The sequence below is a fragment of the Nocardiopsis sp. NPDC055824 genome (assembly GCF_053616335.1).
The window spans coordinates 1-17937 of record NZ_JBSHDN010000074.1 but is presented as its reverse complement, the minus strand read 5'-3'; the positions used below and the strand labels follow the sequence as shown (position 1 = coordinate 17937).

The window sequence follows — 17937 nt, the reverse complement described above, 5'->3', positions numbered from 1 at the left end:
AACGACAACACGTCGGGGCCGGCCCGGCCGAACCCACCCGCTAGCCGAGGAGTTTGTGGCAGTGTCGAAGAAGCTTTTCGTCGAGATCGTCTCGCCCGAACGTGAGATTTGGGCCGGCGAGGGCGACATGGTCATCGCGAAGACCGTCGAGGGCGAGATCGGCGTCCAGCCCGGGCACATCCCGGTGCTCTCGCTGCTGGCCCACGACGCCGTCGTTCGCGTACTGGGTGCGCGGGAGACCGGAGAGGTCCGGGCCGCCGCGCACAGCGGGTTCGTCTCGGTCTCGGGTGAGGGTCGTGTCTCCATCCTCGCCGAGACCGCCGAGCTCGCCGAGGACATCGATGTGGACCGTGCGCGCACGGCGCTGAAGAACGCGACCGAGGCCGGCGACACCGTCGCCCTGGGCCGCGCTCGGAGCCGCCTGCGCGCTGCTGGCGAGGACGTCGCCTAGCGAACCGGGACGGCGGAACGGCAGTGGGCATGGAACGACCGCTTCCCGCTCAGGCGGGACCGGGCTCCTGGCTGGGGTCCGCGCAGTGGGTGTTCTTCGCCCTGCTCTTCGTCTTCCTCGCGGTGGTGCTCGCCGTCACCGTGCGCCGCTGGGTACTCGTCCAGCGGGGCGGCGCGGTCGAGTGCTACCTGCGCACACCGGGCGGGCGGGGCCGCCGGGGCTCCTGGCGTATCGGCTTCGGCCGGTACGGAACGGAGAACCTCGGCTGGTTCCCCATCTTCTCCCTCAGGCCGCGGCCGACAGTGTTCCTGTCGCGCCGCGGCCTCGTCGTCGTGGGGAGGCGGGTCCCGAGCGGCGAGGACACCGAGCACCTGCCCGTGGACGTGACCGTCGTCCGGATCGGCTGGGCCGCCGAGGACGGCAGCGAGCCCCGGGAGGCGGTGTACGAGATCGCCATGAGCGAGAGCGCCCTGACGGGGTTCCTGTCCTGGCTGGAGTCGATGCCCCCTGGGACACAGTGGGAGGCGTGACCCCGAGAGGGTTCACATCCGACCCGTGCTGTGCCTAGCATGGCCGCATGATCGTCGCATTCTCTGTCTCTCCGCTCGGGGCCGGCGAGTCCGTCGCCCCCGCCGTCGCGCGGGCCGTGAAGGTCGTACGCGAGAGCGGGCTGCCCAACGAGACCACAGCCATGTTCACCAGCGTCGAGGGCGAGTGGGACGAGGTGATGGACGTCGTCAAGCGGGCCGTCGCCGCCGCGGGCGAGGGTTCCTCGCGGGTGTCCCTCACCCTCAAGGCCGACATCCGCGAGGGCGTCTCGGACGGCCTGCACAGCAAGGTCGAGGCCGTCGAACGGGAACTCGGCGACTCCTGAGGCCCCCGGGTCCTTCCGCGGAACCGGTCGGACACGGCAGTATGCGGTTCCATGGCCACTTCCCGATTCCGCGTCCTGTTCGCGCCGCTACTCCTGGCGCCCCTGCTCGCCGGCTGCTACCCGTCCGGCGGCCACGTCGGTGCTGTGGCCACGGGCCACTTCACCGCCCAGCACCGGTTCCCGGTCGTGATCGTCACCTGGTGCGGTGACGACCCGCCCCGCCAGATCGACCTGGCGGGGGAGTCCCGGAGCCTGCACCTCGTCGCCACCCGCGAGTTCGGGGGGAGCGAGCTGGAGGTCGACCTGGCCGCGCCGGGGGAGGACTGGGAGATCCTCGACGAGGACGGCAGGGCCGTCTACAGGATGGGCCCGGAATCCCCGGACGAGGAGTACACCCTCGGCGTGGGGTCGGCCGAGGCGGAGCCCGGGGAGCCCGCCGAGCACGACATCGGGACGCTCACCTTCACCACCGGGGCGCTGGCCGCCGAGCAGGGGGTGTACACGGAGGCCGACGGCGCCTCCGCCGCCGGGGCGGTCCCGCAGGAGGAGTTCCCGCCCGAGTGCTGAGACGGCCGGGACACGGGCCGGTGCGTGGTCCGCGGGTGCTGTCGGCGGGTTCGGCGCCTGCGCCGGTCGCCGCGGGCCCGGAACGCTCCGCGGAGCAGTCCTAGCGTTCGCCCCCGGGCTTCCAGAGCACCTCGTCGCCCTCGTCCGCCACGTACCGGCCGAGGATGAACAGCAGGTCGGAGAGCCGGTTGAGGTACTGCGCGGTGAGCGGGTTGACCGTGTTGCCGTGCTCCTCGACGGCGGCCCACACGCTGCGCTCCGCACGGCGCACCACGATCCGCGCCGTGTGCATCAGCGCCACGGTGGGGGAGCCTCCGGGGAGGATGAAGCTGCGCAGGGTGGGGAGACCGGCGTTGTAGTGGTCGCAGGCCTCCTCCAACCGGGTGACGTACTCGGGGAGGACCCGCAGCGGCGGGTACTCCGGGTCCGGCACGATCGGCGTGGAGAGGTCGGCGCCCAGGTCGAACAGTTCGTTCTGCACCCGGCCGAGCAGGGCGCGCACGTCCCCGGGGACGTCCCCCAGGGCCAGCGCGACGCCGATGGCCGCGTTGGCCTCCTCCGTGTCGGCGTAGCCGACGAGGCGTGTGTCGTTCTTGCCGGTCCTGCTCATGTCGCCGAGGGCCGTCGTACCGGCGTCGCCGGTACGCGTGTAGATCTTCGACAGAACGACCGGCTTGTCCTTGTCCCGTGTGGTCATGCCCCCACCCTAGTGCGGCGGTCCCGCGCCGCTCCGGCGCCGACGTCCCCCGGTCGCGGCCCGTCCGGGCGGCGGAACCGTCGGCGGGCACGGGTGCGCCGGGTCGGGCCCGCTCGCACCGGCGCCGCCTCCGCGGGCCCGCCGGGGAGGGCCGACCGGAAGCGCCGCCCCGGGCTGCGGGCGGGACGCCCACACTCCGTTCGTCACGGAGGATAACTGTTCAGTATCAAGGGGTGAAGGTGATGCACCTCACTGATACATTGAGACACAAGGGAGCTACTCAACGTAGTTTCCGGTGGTGTTCTACGCGTCAAGTCCCGGGTGGGAAGAGGGGGCCACCCGGGGCCGCCGCGCAGGGGGAGGCACCGCGAGGGGCGGGCGGCGTGAAACCGGGGGGTTCACACCGCCCGCCCCCATGTGCGGCGCCCCGGCCGGGGCGCCGGGGTCCGGAGTCCCCGCGGGGACCCCGGACCCGTCCGCCTAGCGGAGCCAGGCGTCTCCCGTGCGCGGCAGCTCGGCCGGTGCGGAGGACCTCAGCACACCGTTGACCGGAAGGGTGCTCTCGGCGAAGAACTCCACGCCGTGGGCGCCGGCGGCCGACAGCTCCGCCACCGAGTCCCAGTCGATGTGCTCCATCGTGTCGTCCGCCGTGTGGTAGTACGGGTCGAAGGCCTCACCGGCGGTGCCGCCGTACCACTCGACCTGCTCCTCGCTCTTGATGCCGTCGGCGCCGCTGAACAGCCCCCCGGACGGGATGCCGGACTCCATGAAGGCCCTGTAGTCGCTGCGCCCGCTCAGCACGCCGGGCTCGCTCACCTGGTCCTGCGAGGCGAAGTAGTCCGCGAAGACCTTGGCGATCGCCCCGGACCCGGAGGGGGCTCCCGAGGAGTCGGGCAGCTCCATGCCGCCGTCGAGGACGAACCGGCCGTAGTTGTGCGAGCCGATCATGTCGAAGTTGAGGTAGAGGGCGATGTCCTCCAGCTGCTGCTCCGTCAGGTCCGCCACGTACTCGGTCGACCCGACCAGGCCCTCCTCCTCGGTGCCCCAGAAGGCGAACCGGACCTTGTTGTTCGGGTCGGCCTGCTCGGCGAGGCGGATAGCGGTCTCCAGCACGAACGCCGTGCCGCTGCCGTTGTCGTTGATGCCGGGGCCGTCCTCGACGCTGTCGAGGTGGGCGCCCACGACCACGACGTTGTCGTCGCGGCCCTCCGCCGTCTCGGCGAGGACGCTGTAGGAGCTCTCGGCGGAGACGGTGGCGTCCACCTTCACCCGGAGTTCGAGCCCGTCGGCGGCGATCAGGTCGGCGCCCGTCAGCCCGGACACTCCCACGGCCGGGATGGCGGAGACGGTCTCTATGGTGCCGAGGAAGACCTCGTCCGCGTTGTTCACCACGACGGCGGCGGAGGCGCCCGCGTCGGCGGAGTTCTGGACCTTCTCGGAGAAGGGGCAGGTGCCCCGCACGGTGATCGCGACCGCGCCCTCGGGGAAGCCCGCGAAGTCGTCGGGGGAGCACCCGCTCGCCGTGCTGTCCGCGTTGACGGCGACGGCCGGGGCGGTGACGTCCCCGGAGCCGGAGTAGCTCATGGGGACGTAGTCGACATCGGCCTCGTAGACGGCCTCGCCGGGCGCGGTCTGCGCCAGGACGGAGGGCGACTGCTCGCGCCAGAGCTCGTAGTCGTACTCGTGCCGGTACGTCTCGTACCCCGCGCGTTCGAGCTGGTCCTCCACGTACAGGGCGGCGACGTCGTATCCGGGGGTGTTCGTCGCCCGGTTGCCGCCGTTGTACTCGGCGATGGTGTCCAGGTTCTCCATGTGCTCCCGGACGGCGCCGGCGGTGACCAGGTCGGCGAGGCGGTCGGGCTCGCTCTCGGCGTGGGCGGGGCCCGACGCCAGGGCCCCGGAGGCCATGAGGACGGCGGCGAGGCCCGCCGCGGCGGTGCGCCCGCCGGGCCGGGGGGAGGAGGGGGATGCCAAGGCGGACGCTCTGCCGAGCGTGGCCCGTCGGTGTGTGGGGCGCAACGGTCTTCCTCCGGAGTGCGGGGGTCCACCGCTCCGCGGCGTGGGGGGGTGGACACCTCTGGTGGGCGAAGTTTCGCTGCAGCCTGTCACCGGAACGGTGTTCCCGGCAAGGAGTGACAAGCCTGATTGCCACAATCAGCCACGCAACTTACGCGTTCGGTGCGCACTGTGCCCGTGGCGGAGCCCCGGAGGGACCGATCGTTCAGCGGCCGGCCCCCGGGGCGCGGCTCAGTCCTCGTCGCCCCGGTCGCGCTTGCGCTGGTGCTTGCGCCGCTTGTAGACCACGCCCACGCCGGCCATGACCGCGAGGCCGCGGATGTGCACGATCGGCGCGTCCGGGTCCACCACGCTCGGCGGATCGCCGCCCTCGGTACCGAAGCCCCCCATGATCGGCAGCCCGTGGACGCGGACCTGGATGTCGTCGGGGACCTTGATCTCGATCCCGGCCATCACACAGCCGGTCCAGATCGTGGTCTCGCGGTGGACGAACCGCGCCTCGCGCAGGTCCAGTTCGACGCCGCCCATGAGGGCGAGCGCGAAGAAGTTCTTGGGGACCACCCACGCCCCGGCGCGGTCGGAGCCGCCCATCACGGCCACGGCGGCGGTACTGGTGGGGGTCGCCCGGGGGGTGACCCGGCCGCTGCCGTAGATCGGGCGGGGCGAGCGGAAGTCGCCGGAGACGGGGGTCAGGGAGGAGGGGCCGCCGTCGGTCGCGGGCAGGTCCTCCGTGAGGGGGACGAGCTCGCCGATGGTCTTGGCGCGGTAGACCGCGTCCAGGCGTTCGCTGTGCTCGTCCGGGTCCAGGCGGCCTTCGGCGAGGGCTTCGCGCAGGCGGTGCGCGACGGAGTCGCGGTCGGCGTCGGAAGCGCGCAGCCGACCGTGCTCGGGGGGATTGGCGTCGTTCATCGGGTCCACCATATGACGATTCTTCCCCGGCGGCACGCGCGTGCCATCCGGGAGGATCCCTGAGCCGACCCTGAAGCGCCCCTCCCTCCCCGGGAGTCACCGGTCCGGGAGCAGCCCGCGGCGGATCGCCCGGGAGACGGCCGCCGTGCGGTCGCCCACGCCGAGCTTGTCGTACACCCGCACCAGGTGGGTCTTCACCGTCGTCTGGCTGATGTGCAGGGCGCGGCCGATGGCCGCGTTGGTCCGGCCCTCGGCGGCCAGGCGCAGCACCTCCGTCTCGCGGGGTGACAGGACGGCCGCGGGAGGGGCGGTCCGCTGCCGCATCCCGGACAGGAGCTTGCCCGCGACCCGGCCGGTGAGCACGGTCTCCCCGCGGGCCGCGGCGCGGACCGCGTCGGCCAGGGCCGCGCGCGGGGTGTCCTTGAGCAGGTAGCCGGTGGCGCCCGCCTCGACGGCCCGCAGGATGTCGCCGTCGGTGTCGTAGGTGGTGAGCACCAGGACGTGCGCGCCGGGGTGGTCGGCGGTGATGCGCTCGGTGGCCGAGACCCCGTCGCCGCCGGGCATGCGCAGGTCCATGAGGACGACGTCGGGGGAGAGCGCGGCGACCAGGGCCAGGGCCTCGGGTCCGGAGGCCGCGTCGCCGACCACGCTGAGGTCCGGCTCGGCGCCGAGCATGCCGCGGATCCCCTCGCGGACCACCGGGTGGTCGTCGACCAGCAGGACGCGGATCACGGTATGCGCTCCTCGTGTGTCTCAGGGGAAGTGGGGGCGGTGAGGGTTCGGCCGGGGACGGAGGCCCCCGCCGACGGGAGGGACATGCGGACGGTAGTGCCGGAACCGGGGGCGGCCTCGACGTCCAGGGTCCCGCCCACACTCGCCGCCCGGTGCCCCATGTTGGCGAGACCGCGGCCCGCGGAGACCTCCCCGGGGACGAATCCGCGTCCGTCGTCGGAGACGGTCAGTTCGACGCACGCCTCCGTGTAGCCCAGGACCACCTCGACACGGCGGGCCCCGGAGTGCCTGCGCACGTTGGACAGTGCCTCCTGCGCGGTGCGCAGCAGGCAGATCTGCAGGTCGTTGGTGAGATGCGCCGGGGAGCCCTCCACCCTGGAGTGCGCGGTGGCGGCGAGTTCGTCGCCGAGTCGCGCGGTGATCCTCGCCAGGACCGCCTCCAGGTCCCCGGCGGCGAAGGGCGCCGGCTGGCGCGCCGCCACCATCGCCCGCGCCTCCGCCAGGTTCTCCGCGGCGGTCTCGCGCATCAGCGCCAGGTGGCGGCGCGCGGTCGCGGGATCGGAGTCCAGCTCCGACTCCACCGCCTGGGTGAGGGCGACGATGCTGGTCAGCCCCTGCGCCAGGGTGTCGTGCATCTCGCGGGCGAGGCGTTCGCGCTCTGCCATGGCACCGGACTCCTCCGACAGCCTGACCGCCTCGGAGCGGCTCTCGCGGAGCTCGGCGATCAATTCGGACCGCTCGTAGCTCTGCTCCACGATCAGCTCGAACCACCGCCCGGACCACAGGGCGTATCCGACGATCGCGCCGTGGACCAGCGCGGTGACCAGGACCGTGTTCCACTCCTCCGTGCCGGCCAGCCCCCGTACCGGTCCCGGCAGCAGCAGGACGACCGCGACCGTGGGGACGGCCACCGCGGACCCGCACGTCATGAAGCAGAGCGGGGCGACGGCGATGAGCATGAAGGTCAGGTTCGGGTTGAGGAACACCGCGGGCAGGATGCACAGGAGGAGGAGCGCGCTCAGCACCAGCGAGCGGGGCAGGTCCCAGTCGGAACCGTCCAGGAGGAGCAGCCTCTTGCCGTACGCGTAGTAGACGGCGATGACGCCCGCCGTCAGGGACGCGGGCAGCCAGCGCCCGTCCGGATCGCCGCTCACCAGGGCGAGCAGGACCATACCGAGCATCGTGCCGGTGAAGTACAGGTCCCACCAGCCGCCCAGGTCCCACGCGTGCCGCTCGCCGGCACCGGGGTCCTTCCCGACGGCGGGCCGCCCGTCGCCGTCCGCGCCCCGGTCCCGATCGGCGACAGCCTCGGTCACGTCGCTCACCCGTCCCTCCGCGTCTTCCACCGGAACGTCACCAGTGTCAGGACCAAGCCCACCACACACCACGTGCCCAGGGCCAGGGCCACCTGGGGGAGGTCCCAGGAGCCGCCGGGCTCGAGCGCGGCCATCTCCTCGGGGAAGAACCCGGCCCGTATGCCCTGGGCCATCCACAGGAGGGGGAAGAGGCCCGCCGCGTCCACCACCCAGTCGGGCAGGGCCACGACCGGCACGAAGACGCCCGACGTGAACTGCAGGACGAGGAAGGGCACGACCACCACGGCGGAGGCCGCCTGTGCGGACCGGGCCAGTGAGCTGACCGCGATCCCGAGGAGGGCGCACGAGACGGTGCCGAGGAGGAGGACCCACGCCAGGGTGGCCCACGACCCGGCGTCGGAGGGCAGCCGCGCGCCGAACCCCAGGACGGCGACGCCCAGCAGGAGGACCGTCTGGCCGAACGACAGGAAGGCCACCAGCACGGTCTTGCCGATGAAGTAGGCGCTCGGCGGCATCGGCGTGCCGCGCAGGCGGCGCAGCCCGCCGTTCTCGCGCTCACCGGCGATGCCGGTGCCCAGGAGCTGGAAGCTCACCGACATGAGGCCCATGGCGATCATGCCCGGCAGGTAGTGGTCGACGGCGGGCATGCCCATGTCGAACATGCCGTCGAAGACGGACGCGAACAGGACCAGGATCAGCGCGGGCAGGCTGAACGTGAAGACCAGGCTCTCCCACTCCCGGCTGAACGACCGGATCTCGACCCGTCCCCGGGACAGGCCGATCCGCAGGGCGCCGGGCAGCCGACGGGCGTGCCCCGGTCCGGAGGGGGCGGGCCCGGGGGCCGGCGCGGTGTCGGTGCTCATACGGTGCTCCTCCCGGCGGCCTCCGCGCCGCCGTCCTGTCCGATCAGTTCCAGGTAGGTCTCCTCCAGGGTGGGGCGGTGCACGCTCAGCCCCGGCACCTCGCCGTCGAAGCACGCGGACAGCTCGCCCACGACCCGGGCCGGCTCGTCGGTGACGGTCTCGCGCCGACGCCCCTCGACGGTCCAGTGCACCGTGGCCCGGGCGGAGGCCCGTCCGCCCAGGGTGGCGGGATCGCCCAGGGCCCGGACCCTCCCGCGCGCGATCACGCACACGCGGTCGGCGAGTTCCTCCGCCTCCTCCAGGTAGTGGGTGGTCAGCACGATGCTGGTCCCCCCGTCGGCGAGCTCGCGGACGAGGGACCAGAAGTCCCTCCTGGCCTGCGGGTCGAACCCCGTGGTGGGCTCGTCCAGGAACAGGAGTTCGGGACGGCCCACGATGCCGAGGGCCACGTCCAGCCGGCGGCGCTGTCCGCCGGACAGGGAGGAGGGCAGCGCCTTGGCCTTCTCCGCCAGGCCGACCCGCTCGACCACCTCGTCGGGGTCGTGGCTCTCGGGGTAGTAGCCCGCGAAGTGGCGGACCAGGTCGAGTACCGGGAGCGCGGGGACCTGGGTCTCCTGCTGCCAGACGACGCCGATCCGCGACCGCCACACGCGCCCGGCCGTGCCCGGGTCCTCGCCGAGGACGCGGACGGAGCCCCCGTCCCTGCGCCGGAAGCCCTCCAGGATCTCGACGGTGGTGGACTTCCCCGCGCCGTTGGGGCCGAGGAACGAGAACACCTCGCCGCGGTGCACGGTCAGGTCGACGCCCGCCACGGCTGTGTCGTCCCCGTATCTCTTGGTGAGGCCGCGTACCTCGATCGCTTCTCCGCTCATGGGACCGACTCTTCCGGCACGGGGCCGCCGGGGGTATCGGCCGCCGGGCCGCCGGGGGTCCTCCGATCGGACGACGGCGGCGGGGCGGGCACGGCGGAGGCCCCCGGCGGGTGTCGCCGGGGGCCTCGGAGAGCCGGGTGGGGTCCGGCGCCGCGGGCGGCGGCCGGGAGGGGGTCAGAACAGGCGCAGGACGTCGGGCTCGATACCGCGCAGCGCGTCGTAGTCCAGCACCACGCAGGAGATGCCGCGGTCCTCGGCCAGGACGCGGGCCTGGGGTTTGATCTCCTGAGCCGCGAAGACGCCGCGCACGGGGGCGAGCTGCGGATCCCGGTTGAGCAGTTCCAGGTAGCGCGTGAGCTGCTCGACGCCGTCGATGTCGCCCCGGCGCTTCAGCTCGACGGCCACCGTGGCGTTGCCCGCGTCGCGGCACAGGATGTCGACCGGGCCGATCGCCGTCGGGAACTCGCGGCGGATGAGCGTGTAGCCCTCGCCCAGCGTGGTGATGTGCTCGGCGAGCAGTTCCTGGAGGTGGGCCTCGACGCCGTCCTTCTGGAGGCCGGGGTCCTTGCCGAGCTCGTGGGAGGTGTCGTGCATGACCTCCTCGACGGTCAGCACCAGCTTCTCGCCGGACTTGCCGTGGGTGACGGTCCACAGGTCCGGCCCGTCCTCGACGGTCTCCTCACGGAGCTTGCACGGCGGGTTCATCCAGTTCAGCGGTTTGAACGCCCGGTCGTCGGCGTGGATGGACACGCTCCCGTCGGCCTTGATGAGGATCAGCCGGGGAGCCATGGGCAGGTGTGCGGTGAGCCGGCCGACGTAGTCGACGCTGCACCGAGCGATGACGAGACGCACGAAACGCCACGTTACCGCCTCCGGCGGGCGGGCGGACCCGAACCGCCCTCCCGCCGGGAGCGGCCGCCCCGGACGGGTCCGGGGCCCTCCTCCCCGTGTCCGGGGCCGGACGCGGCCGCGGCGCGCCGGAGGCGGGGAGCGCCTCGGCGCCGGCGCTTCGGCGCCGCCCGCGGCACGCAGTGCCCGCCCGGGGCATCCCGTGCGCCGTCCACGGGGTCCCGCCCTTTAGTCTTGGGCGTATGGTGCAGGAATTTGACAAGGTCGGTGTCGTCGGACTCGGCGCGATGGGCGCGGGCATCGCAGAGGTGTTCGCCCGCGCGGGGTTCAACGTCATCGGGGTCGAGATCGACCAGGCCGCCGTCGACCGCGGCCGCAGTCACATGGACAAGTCCCTCTCGCGCGCGGTCAGCAAGGGCAAACTCACCGAGGAGGAACGCTCCGGGATCGACGCCCGCCTGACGTTCACCACCTCGCGGGAGGATCTCGCCGACGCGGACTTCGTCGTCGAGGCCGTCCCCGAGCGGATGGACGTCAAGAAGGACGTCTTCGCGGACCTGGACAGGATCTGTCCGCCCGGGACGATCCTGGCCACCAACACGTCGTCCCTGTCGGTCACCGAGATCGCGGCGCTCACCGGACGGCCCGAGAAGGTCGTCGGTCTGCACTTCTTCAACCCGGCGCCGGTCATGAAGCTGGTCGAGGTGATCACCACGGTGTCCACCGGCGAAGAGACCGTCGACGTGGTCACCGAGGTCGCCAAGCGCATCGGCAAGACGCCCGTGGCGGTCGGGGACCGTGCCGGGTTCGTCGCCAACGCGCTGCTCGTGCCCTACATCAACGACGCCGTCCGCCTGTACGAGCGGGGGATCGCCACCCGCGCGGAGATCGACGCCGCCGCCAAGAAGGCCGCGGACCTGCCCATGGGGCCGCTCGCCCTCGCCGACCTGGTCGGCCTGGACGTGTGCCTCGCCGTCATGGACGTCCTGTGGGAGGAGTACCGCGACCCGCGCTTCACCGCCTCGCCGCTGCTGCGCCGCATGGTCGCCGCGGGACAGCTGGGCCGCAAGACCGGCCTGGGCTTCCACGAGGGCCGCTCCGAGGAGCCGGAGCCCCGGGCCGAGAGCCGCTACGCCGAGATGATCCGGGACGAGGAGACCCTCGACCTCGGGGAGATCCTCATCGCCCCGCAGATCGACGACGCCCTGCGCATGATCGGCGACGGCTACGCCTCGGCCAAGGACGTCGACACCGCGATGCGGTTCGGCTGCGGTTACCCCAAGGGTCCGACCGAGCTCCTGGCGGACCGCGGCGCGGAGTCCGTGGTCACCACCCTGATGGCGATGGGCGAGTACAGCCTGACCACGATCGCGGTGCCCGCACCGCTCCTGATGGACCAGCTGCCCGACGCCGAGGAGGGGCAGGGCCACGGCGGCGGCTGCGCCTGCCACGGCTGATCCGCTCCGGGCCCGCTCACGCAGTGGCCGCCGTCGCCGGTGTGACGGCGGCCACTGCCGTTTCTCTCCTACCCTGGACGGTGTGAGCCCGCGACGAAACTCCCCCCGCCGCAAACCCACCCGGGGCCGTGACTCCTCCGGTGGGGTCCCCGACGAGGACGCACTCATGCTGCGCGTCACCGGCGGGCAGCGCCGCGAGGCCGGCCCGGACGGGGAGTGGGTCACACGTCGTATCCCCGGGGCGTCCGCCGTCAAGGCCTACCGGTGCCCCGGCTGCGCGCAGGAGATCCCGTCCGGCATGCCCCACGTGGTGGCCTGGCGCCCCTACGGCGACGGCGGGGACCGGCGCCACTGGCACTCCTCCTGCTGGGACCGGCGTTCGCACCGCTCCCCCCGGGCCCCGCGCCGCTGAGCCCGGCCGCCCGGAGGACCCGCCCCCGGTCCGCCCCGCCCCGCCCCGGTCCGCCTCCCGCGGGCCCGCGTCGGCAGGCCCGCCGCGCGGGGCGCCCACCCACCCAGGAGACGAGGAGCCATGGAGATTCGAGCCACCACGGTGCTGCCCGCCGTGAGACGACCCATCACCCTGCACACCGCCGACGGCCTGGAGCTGGTCGGTGAGCTGGCCCTGCCCGAGGACCGGGCCCCGGTGGCCACGCTGGTGTGCCTGCACCCGCTGCCCACCGCCGAGGGCATGATGGACAGCCATGTCCTGCGCAAGGCGTCGTTCCGGCTCCCCGCACTGGCCGGCGTCGCGGTGCTCCGGTTCAACACGCGCGGCACGACGTCGCGCCACGGCACCAGCCAGGGCGAGTTCGGCGAGGGCGAGACCGAGCGCCACGACGTGGTCGCGGCCATCGAGTTCACGGAGTTCGAGGGCCTGCCCGAGCCCTGGCTGCTCGGCTGGTCCTTCGGCACCGAGCTGGCCCTCAAGTGGGGCGCAGACCCGCAGGTGCGGGGCGCCCTCCTGCTGTCCCCGCCGCTGCACCGCGCCGACGAGTCCGACATGGCGGCGTGGGCCGAGACCGGCAAGCCGGTGGTGGCCCTGGTCCCCGAGCACGACGACTACCTGCGCCCGGCCGAGGCCAGGGAGCGGTTCAAGCCGCTCACGCAGGCCGAGGTGATCGGTGTGGACGGGGCCAAGCACCTGTGGGTGGGCGAGCCGTACGTGCGCCGGGTGCTCGACGAGATCGTCAGAAGGGTCAGCCCGGAGGCGTACCCGCTGCCGACCGAGTGGGACGGCCCCTACGAGAAGGACGTCCGCACCCTCGCGTAGGAGCGGACCCCCGCGGGGGAGATGAGTCGTACGTCTCCCCGTGGAGGCGTTCTCGATCCCGGGGGCCTCTTGAGTCACATCGACCCCTGCGGCTGCTCCGGCCCCGGTGGTCACGTCGGCCTCGGCCCGCGCGGGCCCGGACGGACGGGCGGAACGTGCCGTCACCGCCGGCCGCGTGGCAGGTCACGGGCCTTCGACGGCGAAGGGCCCGCCTCCCCGGGGGGAGGCGGGCCCTTCCATGCGCTCACCGGCTCCGCCCGGGGCGGGGACGCGGCGGCCGCGGTGCGGCCTGGGCGCTACTCCTGCCACCAGTCCTCGTCGTCGGCGCCCTTGCCGGAGTGCGCCGGCTGCTTGGTCTCCTCGGCCGCGGCGGGCTCCTGGTGGGCGATCGCGGCGGGGGCCGGGGCGGCGGGGGCGACCGGGGCCGGAGCCGGGGCGGCGCCGCCACCGAGCAGCTGGCGCAGCTGCTGGAGGTGCGACTGGATGCTGTCGCGCTGGCGGTTGAGCTCGTCGACCTCCTTGCGGGCGGCCGTCATGATCCGGTTGGCCTCGGCCTTGGCGTCGCTGAGCTGGTGCTCCGACTTCGACTTGGCCTCGGCCTCGATCTGCGAGGCGTTCTTCTTGGCGTTGCCGACCAGCTGCTTGGCGTGGTTCTCGGCGTCGCGGCGGGTCTGCTCCGCCTGCTGGCTCGCCTTGGTGGCGCGCTGCTCGGCGCTGGAGGCCCGCTCCTCCGCCTCGTTGACCATCTTCTGGGTGGCGGCCTGGGCGGCCGCCAGGCGCTCGGCGTCCTGGCGCTCGGCCTCGGCGCGGCGGTCGGCCAGCTGGAGCTCGAACTGGTCCTCGGTCTCGGTGCGGCGGGCCTCGGACTCGGCGAACGCGCGCTCGGCGTTCTTGCGCAGCTCCTCGGCCTGGCTCTTGGCCGACTGGATGGTCTCGTCGCGCTCGCGCTTGGCGGCGGCACGGGCCTGGGCGCACTCGCGCTCGGTGGTCGTGCGCAGCTTGGCGATCTCGCCCTCGAAGGTGGCGCGCTTCTCGGCGATCTCGTGGTCGACCGCGGAGCGCTTCTTCTGGACCTCGCGCTCGGTGGTGGAGGCCAGCTCGTCGGCCTCGCGGCGGGCCGTGGTGCTGATCTCCTCGGCCTCGGCCTCGGCGGTCTGCCGCAGCTCGTCGGCCTCGCGCTGGGCGAGGGTCCGGACCTCGGTGGCCTCGGACTCGGCGGCCGCGCGCATTTCCGCGGCCTCGATCTTGGCGGCCGAGCGGATGTCGTTGGCGTCGATCTGCGCGCTCTGGACCAGCTCGTTGGCCTGCTCCTCCGCGAGGCGCAGCAGCTCCTCGATCCGCGAGCCCAGGCCGGAGTAGGAGGGGCGCTCCCGCTCCTGGAGCTGACGGTTCTTGGAGGTGAGCTCGGCCTTGAACTTCTCGATCTGCTTGCTGTTCTGCTTGACCTCGTTGCGCAGGCCGTCCAGGTAGTCCGTCACCTGGGTGCGGTCATAGCCACGCAGCACCACGTCGAATTCGGGCGGGGTGTTGTCTTCGTCGAAGATGTTGTTGAGCTGGGTGTCAATGTTGTTTGACGGCATGTGGCGGAATCCTGAACGGGTGCGAGACGGCTAACTTGCAAACGGACCGGGGACGGCATGGGGGCGGTGGCGCCGTCCCCGGTGGACGGGCGTGTCCGGAGGGGGTGCGCGAACCGGGGGGGGCGGTGGACCGGTGCGGCGGGCCGGCAGCCCCTGACCGCCTCCGATGTCGTCCGCGTACGCCATGCCATCACGACACGGCGGCACGGTGTGACGGCCCACCCGGCTCGACCACCGGACTGCAAGACATGGACCAGCTCCGGAAAACACATCCGGCAGCTAGCCGACTTTATCAAGCGTGGAACCCCTGGGAAGAGGGTTTCGTGTAACTTCCGCCGGGGTCTGAGGTCAGCCGTGCGGCTGGAACTCAAGATGTGATGTGTCCGGAACGCCCTTGTGACGTCGTTTCGGAATCGCGTCCGCGTCAGTGCGCGGTTTGCACCAACTCCGTGAGCACGCCCCCGTTGTCCTTCGGATGGAGGAAGACGATCCTGGACCCGGCCGTCCCGGTGCGGGGCTCGGGGTTCAGCACACGCACCCCGCGTGCGCCGATCCCCTCGGCGCTCCGCGCGACGTCGGACGTGCCGAAGGCGATGTGGTGCACCCCCTCGCCGTTGCGTTCCAGGAACTTCGCGACCGGGGAGTCGTCGCGGGTGGGTTCGAGCAGTTGCAGATACGTGGCGCCCCCGTCGTCCGTGCCGTTGATCCGGAGCATGGCCTCGCGGACGCCCTGTTCCTCGTTCACCTCCTCGTGCTCCACCTCGAAGCCGTAGGTCCTCCTGTAGAACGCGATGGACGCGTCGAGGTCGCGGCACGCGATCCCCACGTGGTCGAGGCGGGTGAGGCCGGGGAACGCGCTGGCCGGGCCGGGTGCTTCGCCCATGTCGTGAACCTCCCGAGGGTCGAGGACGGCGGTGTGGGTATCGTTGCAGACCAGGTGCGTCACCCATCACTTGGAGGCCAGTTACGATGCCCGGTTCCGTCATCGTCGGTGGGGCGCGTACCCCCACCGGCAGACTCCTCGGCTCCCTCGCCGGGTTCTCCGCCGCCGATCTCGGCGGCTTCGCCGTCAAGGCCGCCCTGGAACGCGCGGGCATCAGCGGCGAACAGGTCGGATACGTGGTCATGGGACAGGTGCTCCAGGCCGGCGCCGGGCAGATCCCGTCGCGCCAGGCCGCCGTCAAGGCGGGCATCCCCATGAGCGTGCCGTCGGTGACGATCAACAAGGTCTGCCTGTCGGGCCTCGACGCGATCGCCCTCGCGGACCAGCTCATCTCCGCGGGCGAGTTCGACGTGGTGGTGGCCGGGGGCATGGAGTCCATGACCAACGCCCCGCACCTGCTTCCCAAGTCCCGCAAGGGCTACAAGTACGGGTCGATCGAGGTCCTGGACGCGACCGCGCACGACGGTCTGACCGACGCCTTCGAGGGCGACTCCATGGGCGCCTCCACGGAGCGGCACAACGCCAAGCTCGGCATCGGCCGCCGCGAGCAGGACGAGTTCTCGGCCCGCTCGCACCAGCGGGCCGCCGCAGCGGCGGAGGCGGGGTACTTCGACGCGGAGATCGTCCCCGTGGAGATCCCCCAGCGCAAGGGCGACCCGGTCGTGTTCGCCGCCGACGAGGGCGTGCGGCCCGGCACCACGGCGGAGGGGCTGGGCAAGTTGCGCCCGGCCTTCGACAGCGAGGGCACCATCACTGCGGGCTCGTCGTCCCAGATCTCCGACGGCGCCGCCGCGGTGGTCGTGATGAGCCGGGCCAGGGCGGAGGAGCTGGGCGTCCCGGTCCTCGCCGAGATCGGCGCCCACGGGAACGTCGCGGGCCCGGACAACTCGCTGCACTCCCAGCCGTCCAACGCGATCCGGCACGCGCTGGCCAAGGCCGGGAGGTCCGTGGAGGAGCTGGACCTGATCGAGATCAACGAGGCGTTCGCCGCGGTGGGCCTGCAGTCCATCAGGGACCTGGGCGTCTCCGAGGACATCGTCAACGTGAACGGCGGCGCGATCGCGATCGGCCACCCGATCGGCGCCTCCGGGGCCCGCATCGCGCTGCACCTGGTCAACGAGCTGCGCCGCCGCGGAGGCGGGTTCGGCGCCGCGGCCCTGTGCGGGGGCGGCGGCCAGGGCGACGCCCTGCTGTTCACGGTTCCCGCCGAGTAGCGCGCCCGGCCCCGTGCGCCCCGTGCGCCACAGGGGCCGGACGCCCGCCCCCGGCCCGCGCGCGGTCCCGGGCGACCCCCGGCCGCCCGCGTGGCGGATCCCGGCGGGGGCGGCGCATCCGAAGACACTGTTCCGAAGACACACCGCGCCCGGGGGAGCCCCGGAGCGCGCGACGCACCCGACAGCGGCGGGGCGGGGGCCACGAGCCCTCGCCCCGTCCTGCTCCTGCCGACACCTAGGAGTCCCATGCACGCCCCCCAGCTGGTCGAACGGGTCCGGGGAGGTGACCGCCGGGCCCTGGCCCGCGCGATCACCCTCGTCGAGAACGGCGCCGAGGAACTGAGCGCGATCATGGCGGGCCTGGCCCCCGGCACCGGGCGCGCGAGGGTGGTCGGGTTCACCGGCTCGCCGGGCGTGGGCAAGTCCACGACCACGAACGCCGTCGTGCGCGCCGTGCGGGCCAAGGGCCTGACCGTGGCCGTCCTGGCGGTGGACCCCTCGTCCCCGTTCACGGGGGGCGCACTGCTCGGCGACCGCGTGCGGATGCAGGAGCACGCCACCGACCCGGGCGTCTACATCCGCTCCATGGCCAACAGGGGACACCTGGGCGGGCTGTCCTGGGCCACCCCCCACGCGCTGCGGGTGCTGGACGCCGCCGGGTTCGACGTGATCCTGGTCGAGACGGTGGGCGTGGGCCAGGCCGAGGTGGAGATCGCGGGCCGGGCCGACACGACCGTGGTGCTGTCCGCGCCCGGCATGGGGGACGCGGTGCAGGCGGCGAAGGCCGGCGTGCTGGAGGTGGCCGACGTGTTCGCCGTGAACAAGGCGGACCGGGACGGGGCGAGGGTGACCCTGCGCGAGCTGCGCCAGATGGTCGCGATGAAGGACCGCGCCGACGACGAGTGGAAGCCGCCGATCGTCATGACCGTCGCGGCGGAGGACGAGGGCGTCGCCGAGCTGTGGGAGCGGGTGGAGGAGCACTTCGCCCACCTGGAGGCGACCGGCGGGCTGGCCGTGCGCCGCCGGGCCCGGGCGAGGGACGAGGTCCAGGCGATCGTGCTGGAGCGCCTGCGCTCCCGTCTGGGCGGCCTCGGGGAGGAGACCGGCCTGGACGCGCTCGCCCGGGAGGTGGCCGAGGGGCGGAGCGACCCGTACGCCGCTGCCGAGGTGCTGTTGGAGGAGCTCGGGGCGTAGGGCGTGCGGGGGCGCCCGCCCCGCCGTGCGGCGGTCGGGGCCGTCCGACACGGCCGGGCGCGGCCTCCGCGGCCGGGCGGCGTCGGTGGGGCGCCGACCCGGGGGCGGCGACGGGGCCGCCGCGGACGGC

Annotated in this window: 19 protein-coding genes; 9 read left to right on the top strand and 10 right to left on the bottom strand. The window is 73.1% G+C overall.

What is annotated here, in order from left to right:
• Positions 1-61: 61 nt before the first annotated feature.
• Genes ACWGL3_RS16690 through ACWGL3_RS16675 form a run of 4 tightly spaced genes read left to right on the top strand, consistent with a single transcriptional unit; the run spans position 62 to position 1892 of the window.
• Positions 62-451, top strand: coding sequence for a F0F1 ATP synthase subunit epsilon (locus ACWGL3_RS16690; RefSeq protein WP_267946335.1), 390 nt, complete (start codon positions 62-64; stop codon positions 449-451).
• 29 nt (positions 452-480) lie between these two features.
• On the top strand, positions 481-981 hold the full coding sequence (locus tag ACWGL3_RS16685) for a DUF2550 domain-containing protein (protein ID WP_267946334.1): 501 nt from the start codon (positions 481-483) through the stop codon (positions 979-981).
• Positions 982-1028: 47 nt separating this feature from the next.
• Positions 1029-1325, top strand: a complete 297-nt coding sequence (locus tag ACWGL3_RS16680) for an MTH1187 family thiamine-binding protein (RefSeq protein WP_267946333.1) — start codon at positions 1029-1031, stop codon at positions 1323-1325.
• 51 nt (positions 1326-1376) lie between these two features.
• Positions 1377-1892: a hypothetical protein gene (locus tag ACWGL3_RS16675; RefSeq protein ID WP_267946332.1), complete on the top strand. Its 516-nt coding sequence runs from the start codon at positions 1377-1379 to the stop codon at positions 1890-1892.
• A gap of 100 nt (positions 1893-1992) precedes the next feature.
• On the opposite strand, the gene ACWGL3_RS16670 is transcribed toward ACWGL3_RS16675, so the two are convergent.
• From ACWGL3_RS16670 to nucS, 8 genes are all read right to left on the bottom strand, one after another.
• On the bottom strand, positions 1993-2589 hold the full coding sequence (locus ACWGL3_RS16670; protein ID WP_452461495.1) for a cob(I)yrinic acid a,c-diamide adenosyltransferase: 597 nt from the start codon (positions 2587-2589) through the stop codon (positions 1993-1995).
• A gap of 480 nt (positions 2590-3069) precedes the next feature.
• Positions 3070-4497: a M28 family peptidase gene (locus tag ACWGL3_RS16665; protein ID WP_267950495.1), complete on the bottom strand. Its 1428-nt coding sequence runs from the start codon at positions 4495-4497 to the stop codon at positions 3070-3072.
• Positions 4498-4836: 339 nt separating this feature from the next.
• Positions 4837-5526, bottom strand: coding sequence for a DUF1707 SHOCT-like domain-containing protein (locus ACWGL3_RS16660; RefSeq protein ID WP_267946330.1), 690 nt, complete (start codon positions 5524-5526; stop codon positions 4837-4839).
• Between the two features lie 84 nt (positions 5527-5610).
• Entirely contained in the window at positions 5611-6246 is a 636-nt protein-coding gene (locus ACWGL3_RS16655) for a response regulator transcription factor (RefSeq protein WP_267946329.1), read from the bottom strand.
• The gene (locus ACWGL3_RS16650; RefSeq protein WP_267946328.1) at positions 6243-7571 is read right to left on the bottom strand and encodes a sensor histidine kinase; all 1329 of its coding nucleotides are present in this window, start codon (positions 7569-7571) and stop codon (positions 6243-6245) included. Before ACWGL3_RS16650 ends, ACWGL3_RS16655 begins: the two co-directional genes overlap by 4 nt.
• On the bottom strand, positions 7568-8425 hold the full coding sequence (locus ACWGL3_RS16645; RefSeq protein ID WP_267946327.1) for an ABC transporter permease: 858 nt from the start codon (positions 8423-8425) through the stop codon (positions 7568-7570). Before ACWGL3_RS16645 ends, ACWGL3_RS16650 begins: the two co-directional genes overlap by 4 nt.
• Positions 8422-9297 (bottom strand): ABC transporter ATP-binding protein, encoded by an 876-nt coding sequence (locus ACWGL3_RS16640; RefSeq protein WP_452461494.1) that lies wholly within the window; start codon positions 9295-9297, stop codon positions 8422-8424. Before ACWGL3_RS16640 ends, ACWGL3_RS16645 begins: the two co-directional genes overlap by 4 nt.
• 174 nt (positions 9298-9471) lie before the next feature.
• A complete protein-coding gene (gene nucS, locus ACWGL3_RS16635; protein ID WP_267946325.1) occupies positions 9472-10149 on the bottom strand; it encodes an endonuclease NucS in 678 nt (225 codons plus the stop codon).
• A gap of 239 nt (positions 10150-10388) precedes the next feature.
• On the opposite strand from nucS, the gene ACWGL3_RS16630 reads away from it, so the two are divergent.
• The 3 genes from ACWGL3_RS16630 (at position 10389) to ACWGL3_RS16620 (ending at position 12876) form a co-directional block, all read left to right on the top strand.
• On the top strand, positions 10389-11603 hold the full coding sequence (locus ACWGL3_RS16630) for a 3-hydroxyacyl-CoA dehydrogenase (protein WP_267946324.1): 1215 nt from the start codon (positions 10389-10391) through the stop codon (positions 11601-11603).
• A gap of 82 nt (positions 11604-11685) precedes the next feature.
• Entirely contained in the window at positions 11686-12015 is a 330-nt protein-coding gene (locus tag ACWGL3_RS16625; RefSeq protein WP_267946323.1) for an ATP/GTP-binding protein, read from the top strand.
• Positions 12016-12135: 120 nt separating this feature from the next.
• On the top strand, positions 12136-12876 hold the full coding sequence (locus ACWGL3_RS16620) for an alpha/beta hydrolase (protein ID WP_267946322.1): 741 nt from the start codon (positions 12136-12138) through the stop codon (positions 12874-12876).
• 296 nt (positions 12877-13172) lie between these two features.
• Here ACWGL3_RS16620 and ACWGL3_RS16615 read toward each other — a convergent pair whose 3' ends face one another.
• Entirely contained in the window at positions 13173-14456 is a 1284-nt protein-coding gene (locus ACWGL3_RS16615) for a DivIVA domain-containing protein (RefSeq protein WP_267946321.1), read from the bottom strand.
• Between the two features lie 424 nt (positions 14457-14880).
• On the bottom strand, positions 14881-15339 hold the full coding sequence (gene mce / locus ACWGL3_RS16610; protein ID WP_267946320.1) for a methylmalonyl-CoA epimerase: 459 nt from the start codon (positions 15337-15339) through the stop codon (positions 14881-14883).
• An 86-nt stretch (positions 15340-15425) separates the two neighbouring features.
• Here mce and ACWGL3_RS16605 point away from each other — a divergent pair, with 86 nt between their 5' ends.
• Together ACWGL3_RS16605 and meaB are read left to right on the top strand one after the other, a co-directional pair.
• Positions 15426-16613, top strand: a complete 1188-nt coding sequence (locus tag ACWGL3_RS16605; RefSeq protein ID WP_267946319.1) for an acetyl-CoA C-acetyltransferase — start codon at positions 15426-15428, stop codon at positions 16611-16613.
• Between the two features lie 246 nt (positions 16614-16859).
• A complete protein-coding gene (gene meaB / locus ACWGL3_RS16600) occupies positions 16860-17807 on the top strand; it encodes a methylmalonyl Co-A mutase-associated GTPase MeaB (RefSeq protein ID WP_452461493.1) in 948 nt (315 codons plus the stop codon).
• Positions 17808-17937 lie beyond the last annotated feature (130 nt).

Excerpts from the sequence above, each read along its gene's own strand:
- ACWGL3_RS16685 (WP_267946334.1), top strand. The coding sequence starts at position 481 with ATGGAACGACCGCTTCCCGCTCAGGCGGGACCGGGCTCCTGGCTGGGG.
- ACWGL3_RS16680 (WP_267946333.1), top strand. The coding sequence starts at position 1,029 with ATGATCGTCGCATTCTCTGTCTCTCCGCTCGGGGCCGGCGAGTCCGTC.
- ACWGL3_RS16675 (WP_267946332.1), top strand. The coding sequence starts at position 1,377 with ATGGCCACTTCCCGATTCCGCGTCCTGTTCGCGCCGCTACTCCTGGCG.
- ACWGL3_RS16670 (WP_452461495.1), bottom strand. The coding sequence starts at position 2,589 with ATGACCACACGGGACAAGGACAAGCCGGTCGTTCTGTCGAAGATCTAC.
- ACWGL3_RS16665 (WP_267950495.1), bottom strand. The coding sequence starts at position 4,497 with ATGGCCTCCGGGGCCCTGGCGTCGGGCCCCGCCCACGCCGAGAGCGAG.
- ACWGL3_RS16660 (WP_267946330.1), bottom strand. The coding sequence starts at position 5,526 with ATGGTGGACCCGATGAACGACGCCAATCCCCCCGAGCACGGTCGGCTG.
- ACWGL3_RS16645 (WP_267946327.1), bottom strand. The coding sequence starts at position 8,425 with ATGAGCACCGACACCGCGCCGGCCCCCGGGCCCGCCCCCTCCGGACCG.
- ACWGL3_RS16640 (WP_452461494.1), bottom strand. The coding sequence starts at position 9,297 with ATGAGCGGAGAAGCGATCGAGGTACGCGGCCTCACCAAGAGATACGGG.
- ACWGL3_RS16630 (WP_267946324.1), top strand. The coding sequence starts at position 10,389 with ATGGTGCAGGAATTTGACAAGGTCGGTGTCGTCGGACTCGGCGCGATG.
- ACWGL3_RS16620 (WP_267946322.1), top strand. The coding sequence starts at position 12,136 with ATGGAGATTCGAGCCACCACGGTGCTGCCCGCCGTGAGACGACCCATC.
- ACWGL3_RS16615 (WP_267946321.1), bottom strand. The coding sequence starts at position 14,456 with ATGCCGTCAAACAACATTGACACCCAGCTCAACAACATCTTCGACGAA.
- mce (WP_267946320.1), bottom strand. The coding sequence starts at position 15,339 with ATGGGCGAAGCACCCGGCCCGGCCAGCGCGTTCCCCGGCCTCACCCGC.
- ACWGL3_RS16605 (WP_267946319.1), top strand. The coding sequence starts at position 15,426 with ATGCCCGGTTCCGTCATCGTCGGTGGGGCGCGTACCCCCACCGGCAGA.
- meaB (WP_452461493.1), top strand. The coding sequence starts at position 16,860 with ATGCACGCCCCCCAGCTGGTCGAACGGGTCCGGGGAGGTGACCGCCGG.